Genomic DNA, 21,297 nt, shown 5'->3' with positions numbered 1-21,297 from the left:
CTGAATAAATCAAATAGTGTTTAAAAATTACAACCTGCCGTAACCAATACAGCATGACGATAATGACCCGTATACGATACATCGAAAGCTTTGGTATAAGTATAAGCTAACCGGAGGTATGGAGCAACCCGGCTATCGGCTTTGTAAGCGTACTGCAGGGCCGGGCCAAATTGCACACGGGGTTTCGTCAGGTATTCGTATTCCCGGTAAAGATACAAATCTCCCGATGCCGGCGGCGTTTGACCGGAAGAAGGAGGAATATATAAACCATCGTTCCTGGGAGTGCCGCTGCCACCACCATAGCCTGCGGAGAGCGAAAAGCTGTACCTGTTATTACCTTTTATGATATGTCGTTCGCCGGCTGCATAAACGCGATACCCCGTCAATTGCTGCTTCCTGAAAAAAGGATACCGTGTCACTGTTTGTTGCCGGTCTTCATAACCAACGCCACCTTTGATCGTCCATAAAGCGCTATTATTGACGACCTTCAGAAAAGCGGCATATTCAAGCGTAAGTTGAGTGATGTCCTGCGATAGTAGGTCATTTTGCCCGTAATACACAATTACCCGGTTGCCCGATGGCGACGTTTCGGAGCGGTACACATTCTCTTTGTTTTGTAAGCTTTCATAGGATCCTTTCAGGTTAAAGCTATGCAAGGTGGTTCCTTGCTGCCAGGATAAAGACCCCTCATAACCATACAGAGGCGCCGTATGTTCCGTGAAAACGATGGTGGTGGTTCCCTTTTCGCCGTAGTATCCATGGCGGGCACTATAATAGATCCTGTTGTACCAGGTAATGGAAGGACTGAGCCGCATACCGGCATGCAAAGAGGCAGTATGAGTAACATTGACAAGAGGCCTTACCTCAGAAGTATATCCATGATCGCTAAACAATTCCGCAAGCCCGTAAAAAGAGCCGAAATTGATGAGCGAAACATATTGCCGGTCGGTGTTGCCTTGTGTCTCGAATTTCACACTTTCTATCCGGCGATGATAGCCATAGCTGGCGCCTATGCGGGTATCTTTTCCGATTGTTCGGCTTACTTCTGCTTCTGCATTGAGGTCGGTGAGGCTGTTGATGTGCCGCAAATCCTTTAGTTTGGCAAAGTTGGCAGCTTCGTAGCCAATGCGGCCACCCACTGTCCAACGGGGATGAACCTGTGCACTGACTGTTGCTGTAAGAAAATAGCGCTCCAGCTTTTTATTCCCCCGGTTACTATCTGCAAATTCGTCGATATCGATGGGATTCTTGTAGGGATTGATCAAGGCAGAACCATTCATATTCCTGCCATAAAAATGTTCGTACTGCACCTGCCCCTCCATCACTACATGAGGATTGAGCCGGTATACAGAACCGCTGGCTACACTGATACGTTCACTATTGTCCGACTCGTGAAAGTTGGCGAAAGGTCCTTTTACTTTATGGAATGATAAAGTAGCATTGGATAGCTTGGTTACAGGTATATACGATAAGCCCGTGATAGAATGGCCGCTCAACCAGGCATTGGAGTGATAGATGTAGCTTGCATCCCACCAGGCGCTATCGCGCTCTTGTGCAAAAAGCCTGGCGGAATCCAACATTCCGCCAGGCAGGATCAGAGAACATAATACGATTAAAAAGATATTCCGGATACGCATTCCTTCACGTCTGTTAATTCGTTCTTAATGAAGCCTTGCTGCGCATGTGAAAATCATTGGTGGAGTTATTGGAATCCTTGTACACCACTTTAGCTCCGTTTTTAATAGACGCTTCAGCATCGATACCACTCGGATCGGTTGTGCCGCCAACGGCTACAGTACCCAATTGATAGTTGTACACGATCTTGCCGGCATTGCCTGGTATGGCTTCTGTGGCAGTCTTGTCCACATTCCGGTAAATAGAATAACCCTGGTTGTTTATGTGATATACGTAGCCTGCGTCGATAGTAGGCGTAAGACGTTTCTTGTTGCCTGTGTTGTTAAGCAGATAAGCATCCACGCCATCTACTACCCATTCTACAGGTACTTTTTTGCTGGTGTAAGCACCCAATACATCTGTAAGCGTTGCATTGGCTGCAAAAGCTGCGGGTGTAGTTCCCTGCGGACTAAAGATAAACAAACCAGGGCTGGTATTGCTGAGTGTCCAGGCGGTACCCGTGCCATATTTTTCCGCTTTCAGGTAATGGCTGGTAGGGATGGAGGCTGCAGGGCTTGCGTAGGTGGCTGCATGAGAAAAATCATCGACGTCATACATACAGTAGTAGCTTGCATTGTCAAAGTTGATGGACTTACTGTAAGTAGTTGTATTATTAACGGCATTGGTAAGCGCTACCACTACCTGTTTGTAAGGCTCAATGGTAACTGCTGTTTGAAAATACCAGATACCTTGTGCAGCTGGTACCCAACCCTGGGTTTTATAGGTCAGCTCACCATCGGTGCCATAATAAGCATTGGTGGCGTTTGCGTTGTAAGGAGCAACCGTTGCAAAACACAAGTCATCCAGGTTGGCAGGTGTAGCTGAATTGTTATAGAGCAGCACATACCTGTCATAGGTAAATGCGCCAGAACCATCATCTTTGGGCGTACCACCTACGAATACTTCTTTGATGACAACTTGTGAAGCCTTCGATTCAGTCAGGCTCAGGGTTACTACATCGGTGCTGATCCAGCTGCCGGTAACAGTGACACCCGATTTAACACCATTATAAATATAAGACGTGCCCCCTTCCGAGCGGTTGTCAGTAGCGGATAACTCATAGATACCTACGGGCAAACTGAAAGTGGCCAATCCATTCGCATCTGTTGAGTCTTCATAAACAACAGTACCGGAATTTACTTTTACCACCACATTGGCAGCTACACCAAAACTACTGCCGGCAGGATATGCCAACTGTACTTTTACCTCGCGTAAACCAGCATTGGGGTCGTCATTCTTTTTACAGGAATAAGCCAGTACCGTTACGCACAACATTAAGTACAATACTTTTTTCATAAACACCTTTTCTTTTATAGTTACTAAAAATTGTTTCTACTATACTTTCAGCCGCAAGGACAGTCCATAATAAAATGCCGGAATAGTGGAGCTGCCAAACAAAGACACGGCTGCATTATTCGAGCTGAAGCGCACCTTCGACAAATTGTTGATGAAATTGGTGGCATTGAAAGAGAGGGACGCGAAACGGCCGATCTCCTTCGTAATGCCGATATTGGCTGAATAATAAAATGATACCCTGTTAGGATTGAAATAATAACTCGTATTGCTCTTGACGACCAGCTTGGCCAGCTCATTGTATAAGAACTGATCATTGGTCTTTGCCCACGAAAATTTTTCAGCAAAAGGAATGGGCGTATTCATATCGTCGAAGCTCACATAGTAATCCGGGTAAACTCCTACAAACTGATCGCCGGCATAGATATTCGATTTGGAAGCAGAGGGGTCATTGGCATTCCTGTCGTCCAGCACAAAACCCCGTTGACGGCCTTGTATTTCACTGAGGTTTCGTGAATAATCATACAGCGAACATTCCACCCTGGCGGATACGATCAACCGGATGGCCGGGATATGTGTAATAGTGGTGAAATTTACATTGACACTTTTCGACACACTGCCATTGGCCGAGACGGCTCCACCGGTGAAAAAGCCTAAAAATTTATAAGGGTTGCCATCCGCCATGGTAGCATTGTCATTGGGCCTATACGTACTTACTGTTTCTTCTATGCCTTTATAATAGTAGAAATTGCCATCTACGCGGATAGAAGTTTTAAGCGCGGCAATTTGCCGGAAATCCACGATCCAGCTTAATCTTCTACGCAATACAGGAGAACCATTTACTTGCTTTCTATTGGATATAAAGCGTGTGATCTCCTGATAAGAGAGCGTTTCAGTTGGTTGTGCACCCGTTTTATCTGTCACGGTCACTACACCTGTTTGCTGATCTACTGTGTATAGCCGGTCGCCTATCGGAATATGGGATTGTTCCAGGCTCGATTGACCGGTAAATTTATAGGTGAATGGCGTGTAAATATTACTGGATGTATAAGCGTTCCTGGTTTTATCCTGTTCGGCGGTTACCGTGATCTTTGTGCCGTTTATATTGGCGTTGACAGCCACCTCCTGGTGCACATTTTGCTGCCATCGGAGATCAGGATTGAAAAGCCTTGTCGATGGCATCGTATAATAAGCGTAAAAAGTTTTCCCGTCGGAAGTAGTGCCCGGTGCAAAAGTCAGAAAGTCACGGTAACCGATCTCCGGATATAGGACACTGAAAGAAGGCAGTTTCACTGTTTTTCCCCAGCCAGCCCGTACACTCAGGTCCCTGACCTTTTGTTTGGCTTTTTCCCAAAACACCCACTCGCCGGTGATCCTTGGTGAAAGACTGTTCACGCCTCCATATTCGGAGCCACTGACAGATACCAGATCGCCACGTACACCAGCAGCTATCCGCAGCAAAGAGCGGCCTGATTGCCACTGTACTTTGTCTTCTACATACCAGGCGTAATTGTTGATACTGGAAATCTGGTCATATCGGTATTCCCGCCAGGTAGGAGCATACCGCATATCGGCATAATATTGTCCCGCCCCCTTATTCCCGCTGCCCGCATATTCGCCACCTGCCAGTACATTATTGTTCAATGCCCCCCATTTACGGCTCCAGTTGGCCTTGAAACGCGCAGAGGTATTCAACACCTTGCTGTCGTCATACGACAATTCATACCAATAGCCTGGCTCGATCAGTATCAGATCCGCTGCAGGGTTTTCATCATACAGCTGTCCTACATAATACCCTTCTCTCCTGGCATGTAAGGCCGCTACGGAAGAAGAAGCCGATCTGTTTTTACTGACTTCCGATAATTGGTTATTATAATTCACCGTTCCGGTAAATTCAATATTCGTGATCCAGCGTTTGTTCAGCAACCATTTAAAAGAAGCGTTGCCACGCAATACCTGGTCCTGTTGTTTGGAATAAGTGTTGACAAAAAGATCGGGGTCCGATTTGGAATTATAACCACCCAGGTTGCCCGTAATGCCAAAGTCAATGAAGATGGGTTGCCGCTGTTTGTCCTGGAATGTATTGGAATATTGCAGTGTCAAACTATTCCTGGTATAAGTAGTATAAGGAGAAGTGAGGCTGGCAATAGACCGGGTGTGTTCCAGGTTCACATTCAATACACCTCTCCCATGCCCCACACCAAAACCTTTGCCCGCTGCTACCTGCTTGGTATTGGGTTTCGTCATCATTTCGATGGTCAGGGGCGATTTTCCCCTTCGGGTAGTGATCCGTACCATACCATTCGTCATATCACCGTGCTCCACCGAGGGGAGACCGGTGATGATCTCAATACTCTCTACGTTGGAAGAAGCAATGTTGCGGGTATCGGAGCCCGTTTTTCCCGGAACGGCATTATTGCTCAGGCGAACACCATCCACTTCCACCGCCACGCCAAAAAGAGCATTGCCCATTTCACCACTGGTACCATTCACTGCTATCGGTTGGGTGTAGGGTGTGGCAAGATGATTGGTGCCGCTGGTTTTACCACCTGGCAACAGACTGGTAGCATCCCGCACATTCAGCATCTGCATGTGGTCCAGCGCCGTGCGGTCTATTACATAAGAAGTGGTGAGCGAGGCTGCCTTTTTCCTGGCGGTAACCAATACCTCATCCAGCTGCAGGTTGAATTCGTTGAGGATGAAAGTCATGTCTGCGGTATCCCGCTGGAGTATGAAATCGTATGTTTTCTTTTCGTATCCAAGGTATTCTATCGTGAGGCTTACATTGCCGGCAGGAACTTCTTTGATGCTAAATTCCCCTTTAGCATTGGCCGTGGCCCATAGATCGAGCGCTGGTATAGATACGATGGCAAAAGAAATGGGCGTACGCTTCCTGCTGCCCAACACCTTGCCCGATAGGGTATACTGGCTGAAGGCTGTCTGGATCAATCCGGAGAATAAAACAATAAAAATGAGATGTTTTCTCATTGATGTGCTACTATATAAGTCCAAAAACCGGCGTTCGGGCGCAAAAACCTGCAACGCGAATAAATAATCAGGAGATTGGTTTATTATCCGGCTGCGATGGATAAGGGGTACGGGCCGGAAAGAATGCGCAAAACTCGCTTTTTGCCCGTTCAGGGGGTTACGAGATCAGGAAAAATAACACCGGCGTATGTATATTTATGGTAAACCATGAGAATGCAACATTATCATGATGCACTTTTCGAATATATTTCGCTGATAATCGATATTCCGGAGCATGACAGGGATCAGTGCCGCAACACTTTTAAGCCATTATGGGTAGCCAAGGACACGATGCTGGAAGTGGCTGGTAAAGTACCCTTGTACCACAATTTTATAGTGTCCGGTTTTATGCGCAAGTTCTATGTCAATGATAAAGGAGAAGAAGTAACCGTTGACCTGAACAACGGACCCCGGTTCTTTACCTCCTATTATGATTTTATGAGACAAACAGTCTCCAATGAATACCTCCAATGCATTACAGATTGTGAGCTGCTTAGGATCACAAGACCCGATGCAGAAAGCACTGCTAAAACAAGCATAACACAAAAGGACTATACGATCAGGCTATTCCAGCAAATACAGGAAGAAGACCGGGAACGGATGGATGACCTGGCTACGCTTACTGCAGAACAGCGATACGTGAAGCTGATGAAGAACAGTCCCAATATCATACAAAACGTGCCCCTTAAATACATTGCATCCTACCTTGGTATAAAACCCGAAAGCCTCAGCCGCATACGGCGCGAGATCATTTCTTAACAATTGTTAAGTGGCACTCGGGAGGCCTGAAGTTATCTTTAACCAATCACTTCAGCGCCATGACACCAAAACCCCAAACAGCTGCCATACAAGTCTTTAAGCATGTTACCCGTTCTTGGTTTGTAGTAACGTACGTAGGACAGTTGATCTTTGCTTATTATGTATTGATGCTCTATTGGAAGTCGGCGGCTTTCGGCCACTTTGAAAAATGGAATACAGCCAGTCATTTTTACGTCAAAGGCGATATGGTCGGGAACCTGATCTTTGGGTTGCACGTGGCATTGGCCGCTATCATCACTATACTGGGTCCATTACAGTTAGTACCGGCCATCAGAAATAAAATGCCCCGGTTGCACCGGATCAGTGGCAGGATATACATCTATTCAGCTTTTATAATCAGTGCAGCAGGTTTATATCTTACCTGGGTAAGAGGTACGGTGGGCGGATTGTTTAGTGCAATCGGTATTTCCATCAATGGACTGATCATTATAGTCTGTGCGTTCTTCTCCGTTAAGTATGCTATACAAAGAAAAATAAAACTCCACAACCAATGGGCCGTGCACCTGCTATTAGGAATGAGTGGCGTATGGCTGTTCCGCGTATTTTTTATGCTCTGGATGGTTATACATAGAGCACCGGTTGGCTTTGATCCCGAAACTTTTACTGGCCCTTTCCTGAATGTGCTCGCAGTCTTCGTTTACATTTTTCCCCAGGCAATAGTAGCCTTATACTTTAAAGCTAAGTTTTCAGGCTCACCTAATAAGAAGTGGGCTTTTTCAATACTCTTGTTGGTGATCACCATTGCTATTGCAATAGGAACATTTGGTGCAATCAAAGGCATGTGGCTCCCCCGGATATCATAAGTTACCAACAGTCTTCTTTTTTCTGCCATCCACTTTAATTTCCTGCCGGTTGCTAATACTTTATTGAAAGCCCTTGTATCGTCGCTTAATTTCAACCTGTCCCATTGCTAAAACCTTATATATGCAGACGATCCAGGCGGCAAATACAAAACAGCTTGATTACCCCTATTCATTGAATGGAGAAACAAGTCACCTTCATTTTAAAGAAAGCAATCCGGGCATGATTGATCCCGAACGGTACAGCCTCAGGGAAATATTACATGACAAACGTCTTGCTCATTTAACATTCAAACAGCGCCATGAAATAATGAGCCGCTTTATTACCGGGGTGAAAGCCATGCAGCATTACACTTATCGCCGCGAACTGTTGAGCTCTTGCGATACTGAAGTGATCGTAAAGTGCCAGGTTAATAACGATACAAAGAAAATGGTGAACCTCGCTTCCAACGATTACCTCAACCTTTCCATACACCCGAAGCTAAAGAAAGCGGCCGCAGACTGCATCAGCCAGGTGGGTTTTGGCAGTGGTAGTGCCGCAATGCTGGCGGGTACCCACAGTCTGCACCGGCAGCTGGAAGATAGAATCGCCGCATTGCAAAACCGGGAGGCCGCCATGCTTTTTACATCCGGATATAGCGCCAATACAGGATTACTCAGAGCATTACTGCGCGAGAATGATGTAGCCATTTGCGACACCTATGCACATGCCAGCTTAATAGATGGTTGCACACATACCAATCAATTGTTCTTTGCACACAATGATATGCAGTCCCTCAAAAACACCCTCGAAAAAGCAGACCGATACAATAATAAGATCGTTGTAATCGACGGAGTGTATTCAATGGAGGGAGATATCGCACGGCTGGATGAAATACTGCAACTCGCACATGCCTATGGAGCCTGGGTACTATGCGATGAAGCACATGCTACAGGTGTGATCGGGCCTAACGGCAGAGGAACCGAAGCATATTTCGGGCTGGAAGGGAAAGTGGATATTATTACCGGCACCTTTAGCAAAGCGTTGGGAGGGGTAGGAGGTTTTGTGGCGGGCACCAGCGAGCTCATCGATTATTTACAGATCGCCGCAAGATCATATATGTTTTCAACCTCACCCTGTCTGCCGGCAGCAGCAGCGATGTTGGAGGCGTTGGATATTATAGAAACCGAACCAACGCATCTACAGGCACTATGGAATAATATCAGCTATTTCCGTAATGCCCTGCAGGCAAAAGGTTTCAATACTGGACTTTCAGAGACCGCTATTATCCCGGTTATTATCGGCAACGACACCATTGTGAAAGAAATGACGAGGCGCCTGCACCTGGTAGGCGTATTGGTGAATGCCGTTCCATATCCCGCTGTTCCCAAAAAGCTCACCAGGATAAGAATATCCCTGTCTGCCAATCATACCCCCGAACAAATGGATTATGCACTCGCGCAAATCGAAAAAGCTGGCCGGGAAATGGGCATTATTGCTTAGATTCATTGGCAAATAGCCAAACAGCATGTACCCGCAACGTTTAAAAATTGCCCTGCGCACACTTTGGAAACAGCGGTTTTATACTGCTTTAAATGTATTGGGCCTGTCATTAGGCATTGCAATTGGCATCATCCTCTTTCAATTCATACGTTTCCATTCCAGTTTTGATAGCTATCATCCCGATGCCGCACAATTGTACAAAGTAGTGACAGAAGTGCACCTGCCCGATGGCGCTGTAATCAATGAAGGAGGCACCCCTTTGGCACTCACCAAAGCGCTGAAAGATCAAATCCTCCAGGTAAAGAATGAAACTGTATTGCTTTCCTTGAAGGCTGCGACGATCAGTGTTCCATTGGGCAACCAGGTAAAGCATTTCTCGGAACATGGAAACATTGCATTCGCAGATGAGAACTGGTTCAACATGTTTAGCTACAAGGGAGCAGCTGGTAATGCAATAAATTTATCACCCGAACCTGGTGCTGTAGTGATCACGCAGCGGCTGGCAGAAAAATACTTCGGCAACACAAACCCCATTGGAAAAGTAGTACGGCTCGACAATAAGAACAACCTCACCGTCACTGGCATTATAGAAAATAACCCCGCCAATACGGATCTCAAGTTTGACATGTTCATTGCCGGCTCCTCTTTCCGTTCTTTTTATCCGCAGCAGGAAGCAGATATGAACAAGTCTTGGGGTTGGATAAATTCCACTACCCAATCCTTTATTTCATTGCCGGGAGACGTACCGGTAAAGAGAGTAGAAGAGTCGATGGCCCGATTGGTGAAAGAACATTTTGATCCCAGCATAGCTGGTGCGTACCAGTTTCATTTGTTGCCGTTAAAAGAATTGCATTTCGACGGACGATATGGTGGCGTAATACGTAAATCATTATTGACTACATTAGGCTTGCTGGGAATATTTCTGGTGGTCATTGCCTGCTTTAATTTCATCAACATGGCCAGCGCGCAAAGCGTAAAAAGAGCCAAAGAGATCGGCACCCGTAAAGTGCTGGGCAGCACGCCGGCTGCTATCTTTTGGCAGTTTATCGCCGAAATATCCTGCGTTGTTTTACTGGCCACTGCTTTGGCATTTGTTTGGATGACATTGTTCCTGCCTGTAATTAACACCTGGCTCCAAACAGACCTGCAAATAAACATCCTGCACGACCGGATATTACTGCCTGCTATTTTGTTGCTGTTGCTCTTTGTAATACTGGCCAGCGGTACTTATCCCGCGATTGTATTGAGCCGGTTTAAACCACTGGAAGCACTAAAGAGTCAGAAGTCCGGCCCCGGTACAACCAAATACCGTAGGGGCTTGATAGTCGTACAGAACATGATCGTGCAGGGACTGATCGTTTGCACGCTGATCATTGTATTGCAGGTAAGGCATTTTAAAAATGCTGACCTGGGGTTCAATAAGAATGCAGTACTGATGGTTTCCATTCCGGAGAACAGTAAAAGCAAAATGACCTACCTGCGAAACCAGCTATTGATGAACCCAAAAATACAGTCAGTGTCCTTTTGCTACCAGGCTCCTTCATCAGACGCCTATACAGGCGGATCAGTTCAGTTTGATAACCGCGAATGGGAAGACTTTTCGGCCGGGATCGTTATGGGTGATTCAGCCTACGTGAATACCTTCGGCTTAAAGCTGATGGCCGGTACTAACCTCGTCGAAAGCGATACGGTCAACCAGGTACTCATTAACCAATCCATGCTGCATCGGTTGGGTTTCAACAAACCGGAACAAGTGCTGGGCCATCGGCTGGTAGCGGGCGGCCTCGATGATCGGCCTGCAACTATTACAGGGATTGTTAAAGACTTCAACGTTCATTCACTGTATACACCGATTGCGCCCGTGCTGATTACAACGAATCGTACAAGGTACCGCTACGCAGCCATTACCCTGGCGCCACAAGCACAAAACGAAGCAAGAGATATCATACAAAAAGAGTGGCAGGCTGCTTATCCGCAGAATGAATTTGAATACCGTTATTTAGATGAGCAGATTGATGAGTTCTACCACAAAGAAGATCTATTAAGCAAGTTGGTCAAGACAACCACCGGAATAGCCATCGTTATTAGTTGTCTGGGATTGTTAGGGCTTATTTCTTTTGTCACGCTGCAGCGAACCAAAGAGATTGGTATTCGTAAAGTATTGGGTGCTGGTATTGTAGATATAGTATTACTTTTCTCCAAAGACTTCCTGCGACTGTTGGTTGTATCGATGATAATAATTTTTCCTGTCGCTTTCTTCTTTATGGACCGCTGGTTACAGGATTTCGCTTATCGCATTAATATAAGCTGGTGGATGTTTGGGTTTGCTGCTCTAATATCAATATTCATAGCCTTGGTAACGATCAGTTTTCAATCTATAAGGACAGCATTGACCAATCCTATAAAAAGTTTGAAAGTGGATTGAGTAAGAAATAAATGCATTCCTTTTTAGGATAAGCGAACTAATTAAGATTATTCCTTTATATACTTATACCAAGGTTTCCAATACTTCTATACAATATTCGTAAATAGCGTCAGAATCATTTTTATTTATATGAGTAATTAGACGATCTTCTTGGTATTGTATTTTATTCTGATTGAAAACCTTATGCACTTCTGCGAGTATATTTTCTTGAATTTTTTTACCAATATTTGAGGCCCAATTGCCGAGTAATATATGTGATTCATTGACGGCATTTCTAGTGACATTAAGATCAAACCGAGCATTTCCGAAAAAATTTGCTATTGCATAACATGACCCTATTGGTGCAATCGACCAAGCCTTAATCGGAAGCTTTATTCCGTCTTGATACAAGGACCCATTTAGATTTTCCTCTAGCAGCGAGTCTAAGTTGCCAATAAAATTCTCATCTTCACTGATTTCCTCCGGATTGCTGGATAGTTTTGCTTTGTTTTTATGTAAACTTGAATTGATCAGGAATGAATACTGCTCATCTGAAATCATATCATCTAGGTCTTCACGAACTATTAGTGTATCATTTTTTTCTGAAATCATTGCATAGTTCACCATATCGCCATATTTATTAAAAATATCTTCTTCTATCTTTTTTGGCCTTCTTTTTAACTTTTTCTTAGATTCAACATCATGAGTTTCCTCGTCTATATCTTCATCCTCTTCTTCAAAGAGATCATTTTCGGTATTATCAGTAACGAAATTTTTTTCATTCTCCCATTCTTCTTGGGTTAAAATAATCACATTCTTTTCTAAACTTGCTTTATCAAACACCTTATATCGATAAAGGGTCTTTTCGTGAACCTTACGCTTTAGAATAAATGCGTGAATCGAAAACCATTCAATACCTTCTTTAGTATCATAAATTTCTACAGGGATAAGGGCTATTGAAATGGACTCTCTTTTTTTTACTTCATCATAAGTATCAGAAATGGATGTTACCTGAAAGTTCTTATCTAGATATATAAAAACTGGAGTTTTTATTACGTCTTCAAAAGAGTGTTTTTTTGATTCAACGATTAAATATGGGCTTTGAAGTTTTCTGTCTATTTTTTGAGGTTCAAGCAGGCTTTTTATGTCTGAAATTTTAGAAATCCGTTCGCTAATAGACTTAATATCGGCAATATTATTATGTTCGATTATTCTTTTAGCTATATCCGAGTTGTATATAGCGATTGGAACCGCAGTCGAATAGTAATTAGCCAGAATGTAATTCTGAATATCATTGTAAGCGTATTTTTTATTTAAGAATAATATTATGCGTGTACCATATTGGCATTCTGAAGCTTCGAGACAAGCATCTAATACTTCTGTTTTTAGAACAACTTCCCTCCCGAAATCTTTTTTGTTTTCACGTGATTTTGTTTTAACAATTATTTTGTCTGCTCTAACAAGGCATGATACAAACCCGATTCCAAATTTGGCAATTGAAGGAAATGGAATGTTTCTATGTAATGCATTTCGGCTATATCCTGAACTAGCTACATTAAATAGAAACTCTTTCAAGGAATCTTTATCCATTCCTACTCCATTATCGGCTATCTCAAGTAACCTATTTTTTTCAGAATATGCTATAATTACTTGTGGGTTATAGTTAGCTAAAGTCCAATATTTAGGATTGCATCCATCTACGATGCCTTCAGAACTTGAATAAATCCATCTAAGACAAGCATCTATACTATTTTGTATTAATTCACGTACAAAATCAAATTTACCTGTGTAAATGGATTGAGAAATTACATCCCAAATTCTTCCTTTATCATCAATCTCAAATCGAAGTGTCCACAATTCATATTTAGCATTTTTTGCCTTGACAATTTTAGAAGAAAATTTAGGTAACTGAAATACCTTAAGGGAGCCTTTAAAAACATAAGTATTTGCATGAAGAATATCCTGTTTTAAATATCCAAACCATTCATTCCATATTGTATGATCTTCTTTCGATGTCGATTCAACCTCAATGTTAATTTCCTCTGGAGTGTAATTAAAACGAGTAATATGCTTATGTCTTTCATGGTGAAAATTCGAATAATTATTATTAAAATATTCTGAGGCAAATTTTCGCAACGGATCGCAACTTCTATCAGAATCAATATCGAGCAAATCACCTACACGCAATAAGATAGATAAAATCCTAGCTCTTAATGGTTGCTCAATAATCGTCTCATCTGTTAAAAAATATTCGTTTGAAGACAAATCCTCCCATGTCATTCCATGTGATTTTGCTATAAAACCAATACACTTTATCAGCCTTGGTGAATACTCGCTTATACTGGATAATCTATTCGGTAGATATTCATTTAGAAACTCTTCCGATAGAATATGGTGATTTTTCCTTACTTGATCAGAATCTGTATCATTTTTTATCATTCCTACGTCATGAAAAGCTGAAGCAATGATTAAAGAGAAAATTTCAATTGATGACAAGCTTTCAAGAGCACGACTTGAAATAATACTTTCCACTTTTTTGATTATTCGCCAGGAATGTTGTAAGTCATGTCCAGTATACGATGGAAAAGTTTTCCTTATGAATCCTAAAAATTCATTTGCATCACCGGACAGAGAGATAATTAACCCATTTAATACTCCTGCAATAGGATCACTTTGCTTGGCTCTGCTAAGTATTATATTATAAAGCTTTAATTGAGTTAGGTTGATTTGTATCATAATAGCAGTTAGTATGTTTGGGATCGTCAGAGTTACTCCTCGATACTCAGTGTTTTTATGAATACTTCACTTTGTCTACATGTCAACTCGTTCCTTGTTTTTTTGTAGACTTCTTGCTGTGCACAATCTTTGGGCTGAAAGATTAGATCAACCACCTCATTTTAGGAGGAGTTTTTGGCTGCTAAAATGGGATAATTGTCTACTAGCAAATGTGAATAAGAACTCATTATTTCCTATGAGATTTAAGTGGCTAACATATCAAGGCAAATAAGAATGAACAAAACTAACACTTATTAGTCTATTTGTTCATGCGGAAAGTGTGTGAGTGAAGAAAATAGTGTAATAAATTTATTCAAATGTTAGACCCAATAAAAAAGCGACTACAACTTTATGTTATAATCGCTTCATTTACAAGTACCGAGGACGGGAATTGAACCCGTCACCTCAGGGTTATGAATCCTGCGCTCTAACCAACTGAGCTACCTCGGCAAAATATGTCTCGGGAAGGGAGCTAAACCCCTTTTGGTTCCCCGGTGAAGTTAGAGCTGAAAAGAAATACTCAGACTCCCGTCACTTTTACCTCTTCCTCCCATTCTTCAGCCTAAAGGCTTAAAATGGGCTGCAAAAATAGCTAAAAACCCCTTTCGGCAAAAACTTAATTCAAAGAAAGTCAAAAAGATTGGTGGGGTAGGGCATAAATAAGCCGCCGGTCCCTCAATACCCGATCGGACAGGCATATTTGCTGGTAATCCGTGGTTTACAGGGGTTGTCACTGTCCTGCGGATAGGTGTCCATATCCCACACCACGCCCAGTTCCGAGCTGCCGGTGGTGTAGGAATACCGGTTGCGGCCCAGGGGTGCGTCGTGCGCAATACCCGCCCGCACTTTGTGACGTGTGTTCTCCCGGCCGGAGAGGTTGATCGACAAAGTCACCGTAAAAGCGTCCATATCCCGGAAGTTGATACTGCTGCGGTACCAAAGGCCCAGACTGATATCATAACTGTTCTGCGTCACCTCACCGCCAATCTGCAGGGAGTTGTTTTGCGCCTGGCGGTAGAACAGTCCGGCCGCACTGTAACTCCAGGTGCGATCAGGGTTGGTGTAGGTGTACATCATATTGCCACCCCAGCGCACGGGCAGTTGACTGCGCGCCGTATCGGAAGTAGAAACCAGCGATTCATCTGGCCGGTTGATATGGTGCCCGCTAAAGCCGAGCAATATCCGGCTGTCTTCTGTCAGGTTGTAATTGAAGAAAGCGCCGGCAGCAAAGTCAGGCCGCCACTTGCCATTGTTTACGGCTACGTCTGCGCCGGTGCGACTGCCCGGGATCACTCCATCGATATCCAGTTGGTCGGCAAAAGTCAGCTTACTCAGATCGATGCGGCGTTGCATCACCCCAAACTGTAAGCCCATCGCCAGGAACCATTTGGGATTACCACCATTATCGGCCACAGACAGCGTACGTGAACAGATCGTATAGGAATAAGAACCATAAACCCCAGTGTTCTTCAAATACCCTTCAGTACCATGGGTAGCCAGCACACCAAACCCTCCCTTTAGTGATGGCACATATTTATCTACTGACACCGCTGTGTAATTAAAAGAGGCCGGTATCGTCCACCACTGTCTGCGATGAATAGCACTAAAGCGCAGATCATGCTCACCAGCGCCAGTCGCAGCAGGATTCAGGTAAATCGGCGACAAGAACGCCTGCGAAAAAATAGGGTCCTGCGCACCTGCCTGCAAACCGCAAAGGCATATCATCATCAACCCCACGAATATATTTTTATTCATACACCGTATTTATAGCTTAATACTTTCAGCTGGTAGTGTTTCATTTTGAGAATGACCGCTCTATTTCGTCTTAACGTCTTCCCGCCTTACCGGCAAATTGAGACACTACTTCATCACCGTCACAAAGCCCGACTTAACCGGCTTGTTACTACCCGGATAGATCATGCCCTTCCATTCTGTTCCATTCATATACTTCGCTTCAATTTGCCATTGATAACTGTCTTGCTGCACGGGCTGACCATTCACCCTGCCATCCCATCCCTGACTTGGTGATCCATTGGCATCCAGGCTGGTACTTTCAAAAAGCAGCTGGCCCCAGCCGTTGAAGATGCGCAAGCGATATTGTGATAGTCCTTTACCCATAGGCAGGAACTGCCGCAGACCCGCATTGCTGCAACCCGGACAAATAGCATTCGGCACCTGCAGATAACCCGGGATAAACAGGATGGTTACTTTCACGGAATCACGTACCTGGCAACCGGTAGAGTAGTCCACAGCCAACACTTTCACTTTGTACGTACCCGTATCACCATAGCGGTAACTGATCTCACGACCACTGCGGTGCTGACGGGTGAAGTCGCCCATATCCCAGTCGTAAACCTTATTGGGATTACCGGTAATAGAATCCCTGAAACCAAACGTATAATTAGGTTGCTCCTGCACTACACCCGGCGTTACGATGATCACAGGTTTCAGCAAAGGCTGTATCGTGATCGTGCCGGCATTGGCGGTGTCGCCACAACCCACACTGTTTTCGGGAGATACCTGTATGTTGAACACAGAGCGATTTTCGTTATCACGCGGCACGTTGAAGCGATATACAAAAGGATTACTGATGCCTTCAGTATTTCCATTTACCATCCACTTATATTGGATCGCATCATTACCGCTGTATTGAACCCTCGCGGTGAATTGAATAGTCGTATCGGTATTGCAGGAGAGTACGGTGATGGGAGTAGTCACTGCCTTGGGCGTACTGAACACTTCAAAGGCATATTCAGTGCTGTCAACGCAACCGGCTGCTGTATGTAGCACGAGTTTTACTTTGTACCTGCCGGGTGTGCTGTACACATAAGAAGCATTCAATCCACTGGCCTGGAAAGTGCCTGGCGAGCGGCTCTGATCATAAAAGGTCCACTGCGCGCTTTGGGCATTGGCAGCGCCACCGGCATTCACGCGCAAGGTATAAGGCACACAAGGCTTTTCGCTGCCAACAACAATTTGCGGAGGTATTTTGTCTACCACAGTCACCTGCCGCGGAATAGTATCCGTACAAGCCACGCCAAAGTTGTTGACCGACTTAGCGACGAGCTTGATGGTATATACGCCAGCCTGTGCATATTGGTGACTGCCATGCAGCGAGGAAGTAGTCTGCCCATCGCCCCACAGCCATTCATAAGCCTGTGCATTTTGCGAAGCATTGGTAGTGGTCACGGCATAGTTGGTGCAAACCGGCGTATTATTTACGGTAAAAGCAGCTACAGGCGTGGCATACACGGTTACCTGCCGGGTGATGGTAGTGTCCGTACAATTATTTTTCAGTTGTATCCTGATGGTATAGTTGCCAGCCTGTGTAAATACATGGCTTACGCTGGTTTGATCATTGGGCGTGATAATAGCGGGCGATCCATCACCAAAATTCCAGGTAAGCTGTGCAGCGCCCACACTGTTGTTGTTGAATACCGCTGTATGAGGTGCACAACCCGAAAGCTGGTTACCATTCACCGCCACTTGTGGTTGAATGGTGCTGGGCGATACCAGCAGCGAGATCATTTGCGTATCACGGCCACAACGATTCTCAGCAATCAGCCGTACGGTGTAGGTGGTAATGCTGCCTGTGTAATACACATGGTCCAGGCTACCGGTAGTATAAGTAGTATCACGCTGCCCATCGCCAAAGTCCCAATAGAAAGCAATGTGATGACCAGGAGATGTATTGCGTAGCCGTGCGCGGAAAGGAGAACAACCTTCCGTAGCATCCACACCAAAGCGCGCCTTGGCACTGGCAAACACTTTCACACTATCCCGGTGATAAGTAGTATCACAACCATTGAAGGCTTTCAGTAAAATGTAATAGGTAGTATCATTATACGAAGGGCTGGACAGGAAAGTTACCGCTCCCGGCTGTGCTTGCGTACTGGTCATACCATTGCCAAAATTCCAGGAGAATTGTACACCGGCAATGGAAGTAGAGATGTTATTGAAGTTTACAGACAATGGCGTACAACCATCCATCCTCGTCTTGGTGAAGTCAGCCAGCACATTGGCGGCAGTCTGGAAAGTCATCTCCATGCTATCAGCCTTGCAGCCAAACGGGCTTCGCACCAGCAGCTTTACTACGAGTGTTTGTCCTGCCGTATTCACCAGCCAATTAGGTGCTGCGCCAGTGGTATTGCTACCGGCAGGTGCACCATTCACAAACCATTCATAAGTGCCATTACCGGCAGGGAAAGTGGTCACCCGTATTACGGTATCGAGTCGTACAGGTGAGCACAACGTAGTGCGCGGTGCTGTGAATTGTGCTTTGGCGTCGGGGTTCACGATGATAGGTATTTGCACAGTATCACGGCATCCGTTACTCAGTGATCCGATAACCTGGTAAGCCGTAGTCAAAAGAGGAGAAGCAGTTACCACATCACCCGTCGTATTGTCGAGCGTAGCAGCAGGCGTCCAGTTGTAATTACCAGCACCGCTTACCGTAAGCTGAATGCTGTTACCAACACATATTTGTCCCGAAGCGGGTAGTACACTCATGTCAGGCTTGCGCTTCACGGTAATATAGATCGAATCCTCACTTACACAATTACTGCCTGCAGCGGCAGTAAGCTTAAAACCATAAGTGGTGTCATCGGCAATACCTGTATATTCCAAAGTAGCCGTAGGGTTGCTGATGTTGGCATTACTCAACCCAATCATGGGCGACCAGCTATACGTAACACCCGCTACGCCGGCAGCGCCAATAGCCACCGTTTCACCACTGCAAATACTTTTATCAGTGCCTGCATTGGCCACAGGTTTGGATGTGATGGTTACCGTGGTATTCACCGTTGTTGACACGTTGCAGCTGAGGTCGGTTACTTTCAGCGACACGGGGAAAGTGCCTGTGCTGTTGTAGGCGATATTGCCTGGAATAAGATCAGTAGAAGTAGCCGGCAGTCCATTGGTGAAGATCCACTCATAATTGAAAGGCCCGGCAGAATAACAGGCGGTAGCCGTAGCTACCGGCACAATATCATTGTTTACGCACACGGCATTGATAGGAGTAATAACTACTTTAGGTGGTCCCTTCACATAAAAGGTATCTTCCTTATACACCGGTGCGCAGGTAGTGGTCGCATTCCTGGCAGTTACAGTCAGTCGCACAATATACCGTCCCGCCAGGTTGAACCGGATCACCGGAGAAGCCGACGTAGGCGTAGTACCATTCATATAGCTGAAAGAAGTGCCTTGAATAGTGTTGCACTGTTGCGGATCATCGTATTGAACACTCCATGCATAGCTTTCACCAAAGCAACCACCGATGGGGCTGGTGTTGGTGAAAGACATATTGCCAGGGCCACACAAGGTATCTGCAGGGGCCGTGAAATCTGCCTGCGGTGGGTTACGTACACAAATGATTTGTTGCGTACTGTCCAAACCGCAGCGATCGTTGAACACATAGATCTTCACGGTATAAGTACCGGTATTGGTAAACCGTATATTGAAATTACTGGTGCCACCTGTCCATAGCAGGCCGTTGGTATGACTGCCGTTCAGCGAGCCCAGCGAACCACCGGTGATCGTATAACCGGTACCCGGCGAAATAGCCCATACCTGCTTACCCGTATTGGTACAGTTGGTAGTAGTGCTACTCAGCTGGTTGACTACATTGCCAAACTGCGAAGCGCTGATTACCGTAACAGTATTGTTCACGCACACGGCAGGAGCCGGTAAAGAAATAATAGCACGCGGTTTACCCGATACGTAAATAGGCACCACAGAAGGGCTGGTAGTGCCGCAAGGGTTGGTAATAGTAAGGTAAGCACCAAAGGCATTGTTGAAAGAGCTAATGCCATTATTGCTCGTATTGCCACAGCTGCCCCGCTCAAAATAATGTCCTACCACGGCAGGAGCAGGGTGCAAAAAGGTCTGTTCAAAAGAGCCATCATTGATCAGGAAAGAATACAACGTGCCCGGAGGATTGCCACTTACCCCATTGATGGTAAAACGCAAGGAGTCGGTAGCGCAGATATCTGTATTACCCAAGCTGGCCAAACCACCAGCCGGGTTAGACCCAACGAACACCGTGTATTTTTTAATACCTATACAACCATCCGGTCCCGTTGCCTCTACCGTCATGGTACTGCTGCCACGGGGAAAAGTGTGTTTGACCAATGCGCCTGTAGCCCAGGTGCTGAAAACAGAATCAGGACTGCCTTCGCCCCACTTGATCCGGTAACCGGTAATGCTGGCAGCGGTAGTAGAAGCATTCGTAAACGAAAAAGTATAAGAAGGAATATTGTTGCAGCGCTTGAAAGTAGGAATGCCGTTGAATGTACCGAAGTTTACATCCACATCTGCATTGCCCAGGGCAGCATCGGGCACCTTTTTCACCGTCACCGTTCTTGTTACCGAATCCTTGCAGCCGTAAAAGTTAGTCGCTACCAGCTTCACGGGAAAAGTTTGTGTACCGGGCGGACCGACTGCTTCCAAAAAAGGATAAACAGGATCAGCTTCTGTGCTGCCACCTTGCGGCGAAAACGTCCACACATAACTCAGTTGATAGCCCGTGCTGAGGTTGCTGAAGTTGGTAGGTATATTGCCACATACATTGTCAGGAGAGAAATTGAAATTCACGACCGGTTTTTCTGAAGCCACCTGGATGATGAGAAACATGGAATCCGAAAAACCGCCGCCCGTGATCCTTTGCCAGGTGGTGTCGAAGCCGGGCGTATTGTACAACACCGGCGGAGGATTGATGCCCGTGGCAGTAGCCGGTGACCCGCCGTTGAATACCCATTCGTTATTCACCGATCCGATGCCCACGCTTTGATAAGAAACAGTGCTACCCTGACACACGCGCACGGTGTCGCCATTGTTCATGATCTTGCCATTGGCACGGATGCCGGCTATCACCTGCGCCCGGGTAGTAACGGTCGTACATACCAATAGCAGGAATAACAAGTAAAAAGGATAGGAACGCCTTCCACGCATGAGCTGCATAAAACAGTTAGAGTATCAATAAATAAAATAGCAGCAAACAACCAAGGGTTGGTAAATAATAGGAA

At 45.3% G+C, this 21,297-nt stretch carries 10 protein-coding genes and 1 tRNA gene; 4 read left to right on the top strand and 7 right to left on the bottom strand.

Annotated elements, in window-relative coordinates:
• Positions 1-20: 20 nt before the first annotated feature.
• Genes AC5JBY_RS26200 through AC5JBY_RS26190 form a run of 3 tightly spaced genes read right to left on the bottom strand, consistent with a single transcriptional unit; the run spans position 21 to position 5,955 of the window.
• Positions 21-1,637 (bottom strand): DUF6850 family outer membrane beta-barrel protein, encoded by a 1,617-nt coding sequence (locus AC5JBY_RS26200; RefSeq protein ID WP_495907630.1) that lies wholly within the window; start codon positions 1,635-1,637, stop codon positions 21-23.
• A 13-nt stretch (positions 1,638-1,650) separates the two neighbouring features.
• Positions 1,651-2,970 carry a DUF4876 domain-containing protein gene (locus AC5JBY_RS26195; RefSeq protein ID WP_495907629.1) on the bottom strand — a complete coding sequence of 440 codons (1,320 nt, stop codon included), beginning with the start codon at positions 2,968-2,970 and terminating at the stop codon, positions 1,651-1,653.
• Positions 2,971-3,009: 39 nt separating this feature from the next.
• Positions 3,010-5,955 carry a TonB-dependent receptor gene (locus AC5JBY_RS26190; protein ID WP_495907628.1) on the bottom strand — a complete coding sequence of 982 codons (2,946 nt, stop codon included), beginning with the start codon at positions 5,953-5,955 and terminating at the stop codon, positions 3,010-3,012.
• 213 nt (positions 5,956-6,168) lie between these two features.
• Here AC5JBY_RS26190 and AC5JBY_RS26185 point away from each other — a divergent pair, with 213 nt between their 5' ends.
• The 4 genes from AC5JBY_RS26185 to AC5JBY_RS26170 all read left to right on the top strand — a co-directional run bounded on the left by AC5JBY_RS26185 (position 6,169) and on the right by AC5JBY_RS26170 (position 11,521).
• Positions 6,169-6,753 carry a Crp/Fnr family transcriptional regulator gene (locus tag AC5JBY_RS26185; protein ID WP_495907627.1) on the top strand — a complete coding sequence of 195 codons (585 nt, stop codon included), beginning with the start codon at positions 6,169-6,171 and terminating at the stop codon, positions 6,751-6,753.
• A 59-nt stretch (positions 6,754-6,812) separates the two neighbouring features.
• Positions 6,813-7,616 carry a DUF2306 domain-containing protein gene (locus AC5JBY_RS26180; protein ID WP_495907626.1) on the top strand — a complete coding sequence of 268 codons (804 nt, stop codon included), beginning with the start codon at positions 6,813-6,815 and terminating at the stop codon, positions 7,614-7,616.
• Between the two features lie 121 nt (positions 7,617-7,737).
• Positions 7,738-9,096 carry an aminotransferase class I/II-fold pyridoxal phosphate-dependent enzyme gene (locus tag AC5JBY_RS26175; protein ID WP_495907625.1) on the top strand — a complete coding sequence of 453 codons (1,359 nt, stop codon included), beginning with the start codon at positions 7,738-7,740 and terminating at the stop codon, positions 9,094-9,096.
• Between the two features lie 25 nt (positions 9,097-9,121).
• On the top strand, positions 9,122-11,521 hold the full coding sequence (locus AC5JBY_RS26170) for an ABC transporter permease (protein ID WP_495907624.1): 2,400 nt from the start codon (positions 9,122-9,124) through the stop codon (positions 11,519-11,521).
• A 63-nt stretch (positions 11,522-11,584) separates the two neighbouring features.
• Here the strand turns inward: AC5JBY_RS26170 and AC5JBY_RS26165 are convergent, their stop codons facing one another.
• From AC5JBY_RS26165 to AC5JBY_RS26150, 4 genes are all read right to left on the bottom strand, one after another.
• A complete protein-coding gene (locus tag AC5JBY_RS26165) occupies positions 11,585-14,236 on the bottom strand; it encodes an HD domain-containing protein (protein ID WP_495907623.1) in 2,652 nt (883 codons plus the stop codon).
• 415 nt (positions 14,237-14,651) lie between these two features.
• A tRNA-Met gene (locus AC5JBY_RS26160) sits at positions 14,652-14,725 on the bottom strand.
• A 225-nt stretch (positions 14,726-14,950) separates the two neighbouring features.
• Positions 14,951-16,030 carry a PorP/SprF family type IX secretion system membrane protein gene (locus tag AC5JBY_RS26155; RefSeq protein ID WP_495907622.1) on the bottom strand — a complete coding sequence of 360 codons (1,080 nt, stop codon included), beginning with the start codon at positions 16,028-16,030 and terminating at the stop codon, positions 14,951-14,953.
• Positions 16,031-16,135: 105 nt separating this feature from the next.
• Positions 16,136-21,223 carry a PKD domain-containing protein gene (locus AC5JBY_RS26150; protein WP_495907621.1) on the bottom strand — a complete coding sequence of 1,696 codons (5,088 nt, stop codon included), beginning with the start codon at positions 21,221-21,223 and terminating at the stop codon, positions 16,136-16,138.
• Positions 21,224-21,297: the final 74 nt, after the last annotated feature.

The sequence above is a fragment of the Paraflavitalea sp. genome, from assembly GCF_059502485.1.
Note: the sequence above shows the minus strand (reverse complement) of the source record. Positions and strands in the feature narration are given on the sequence as shown.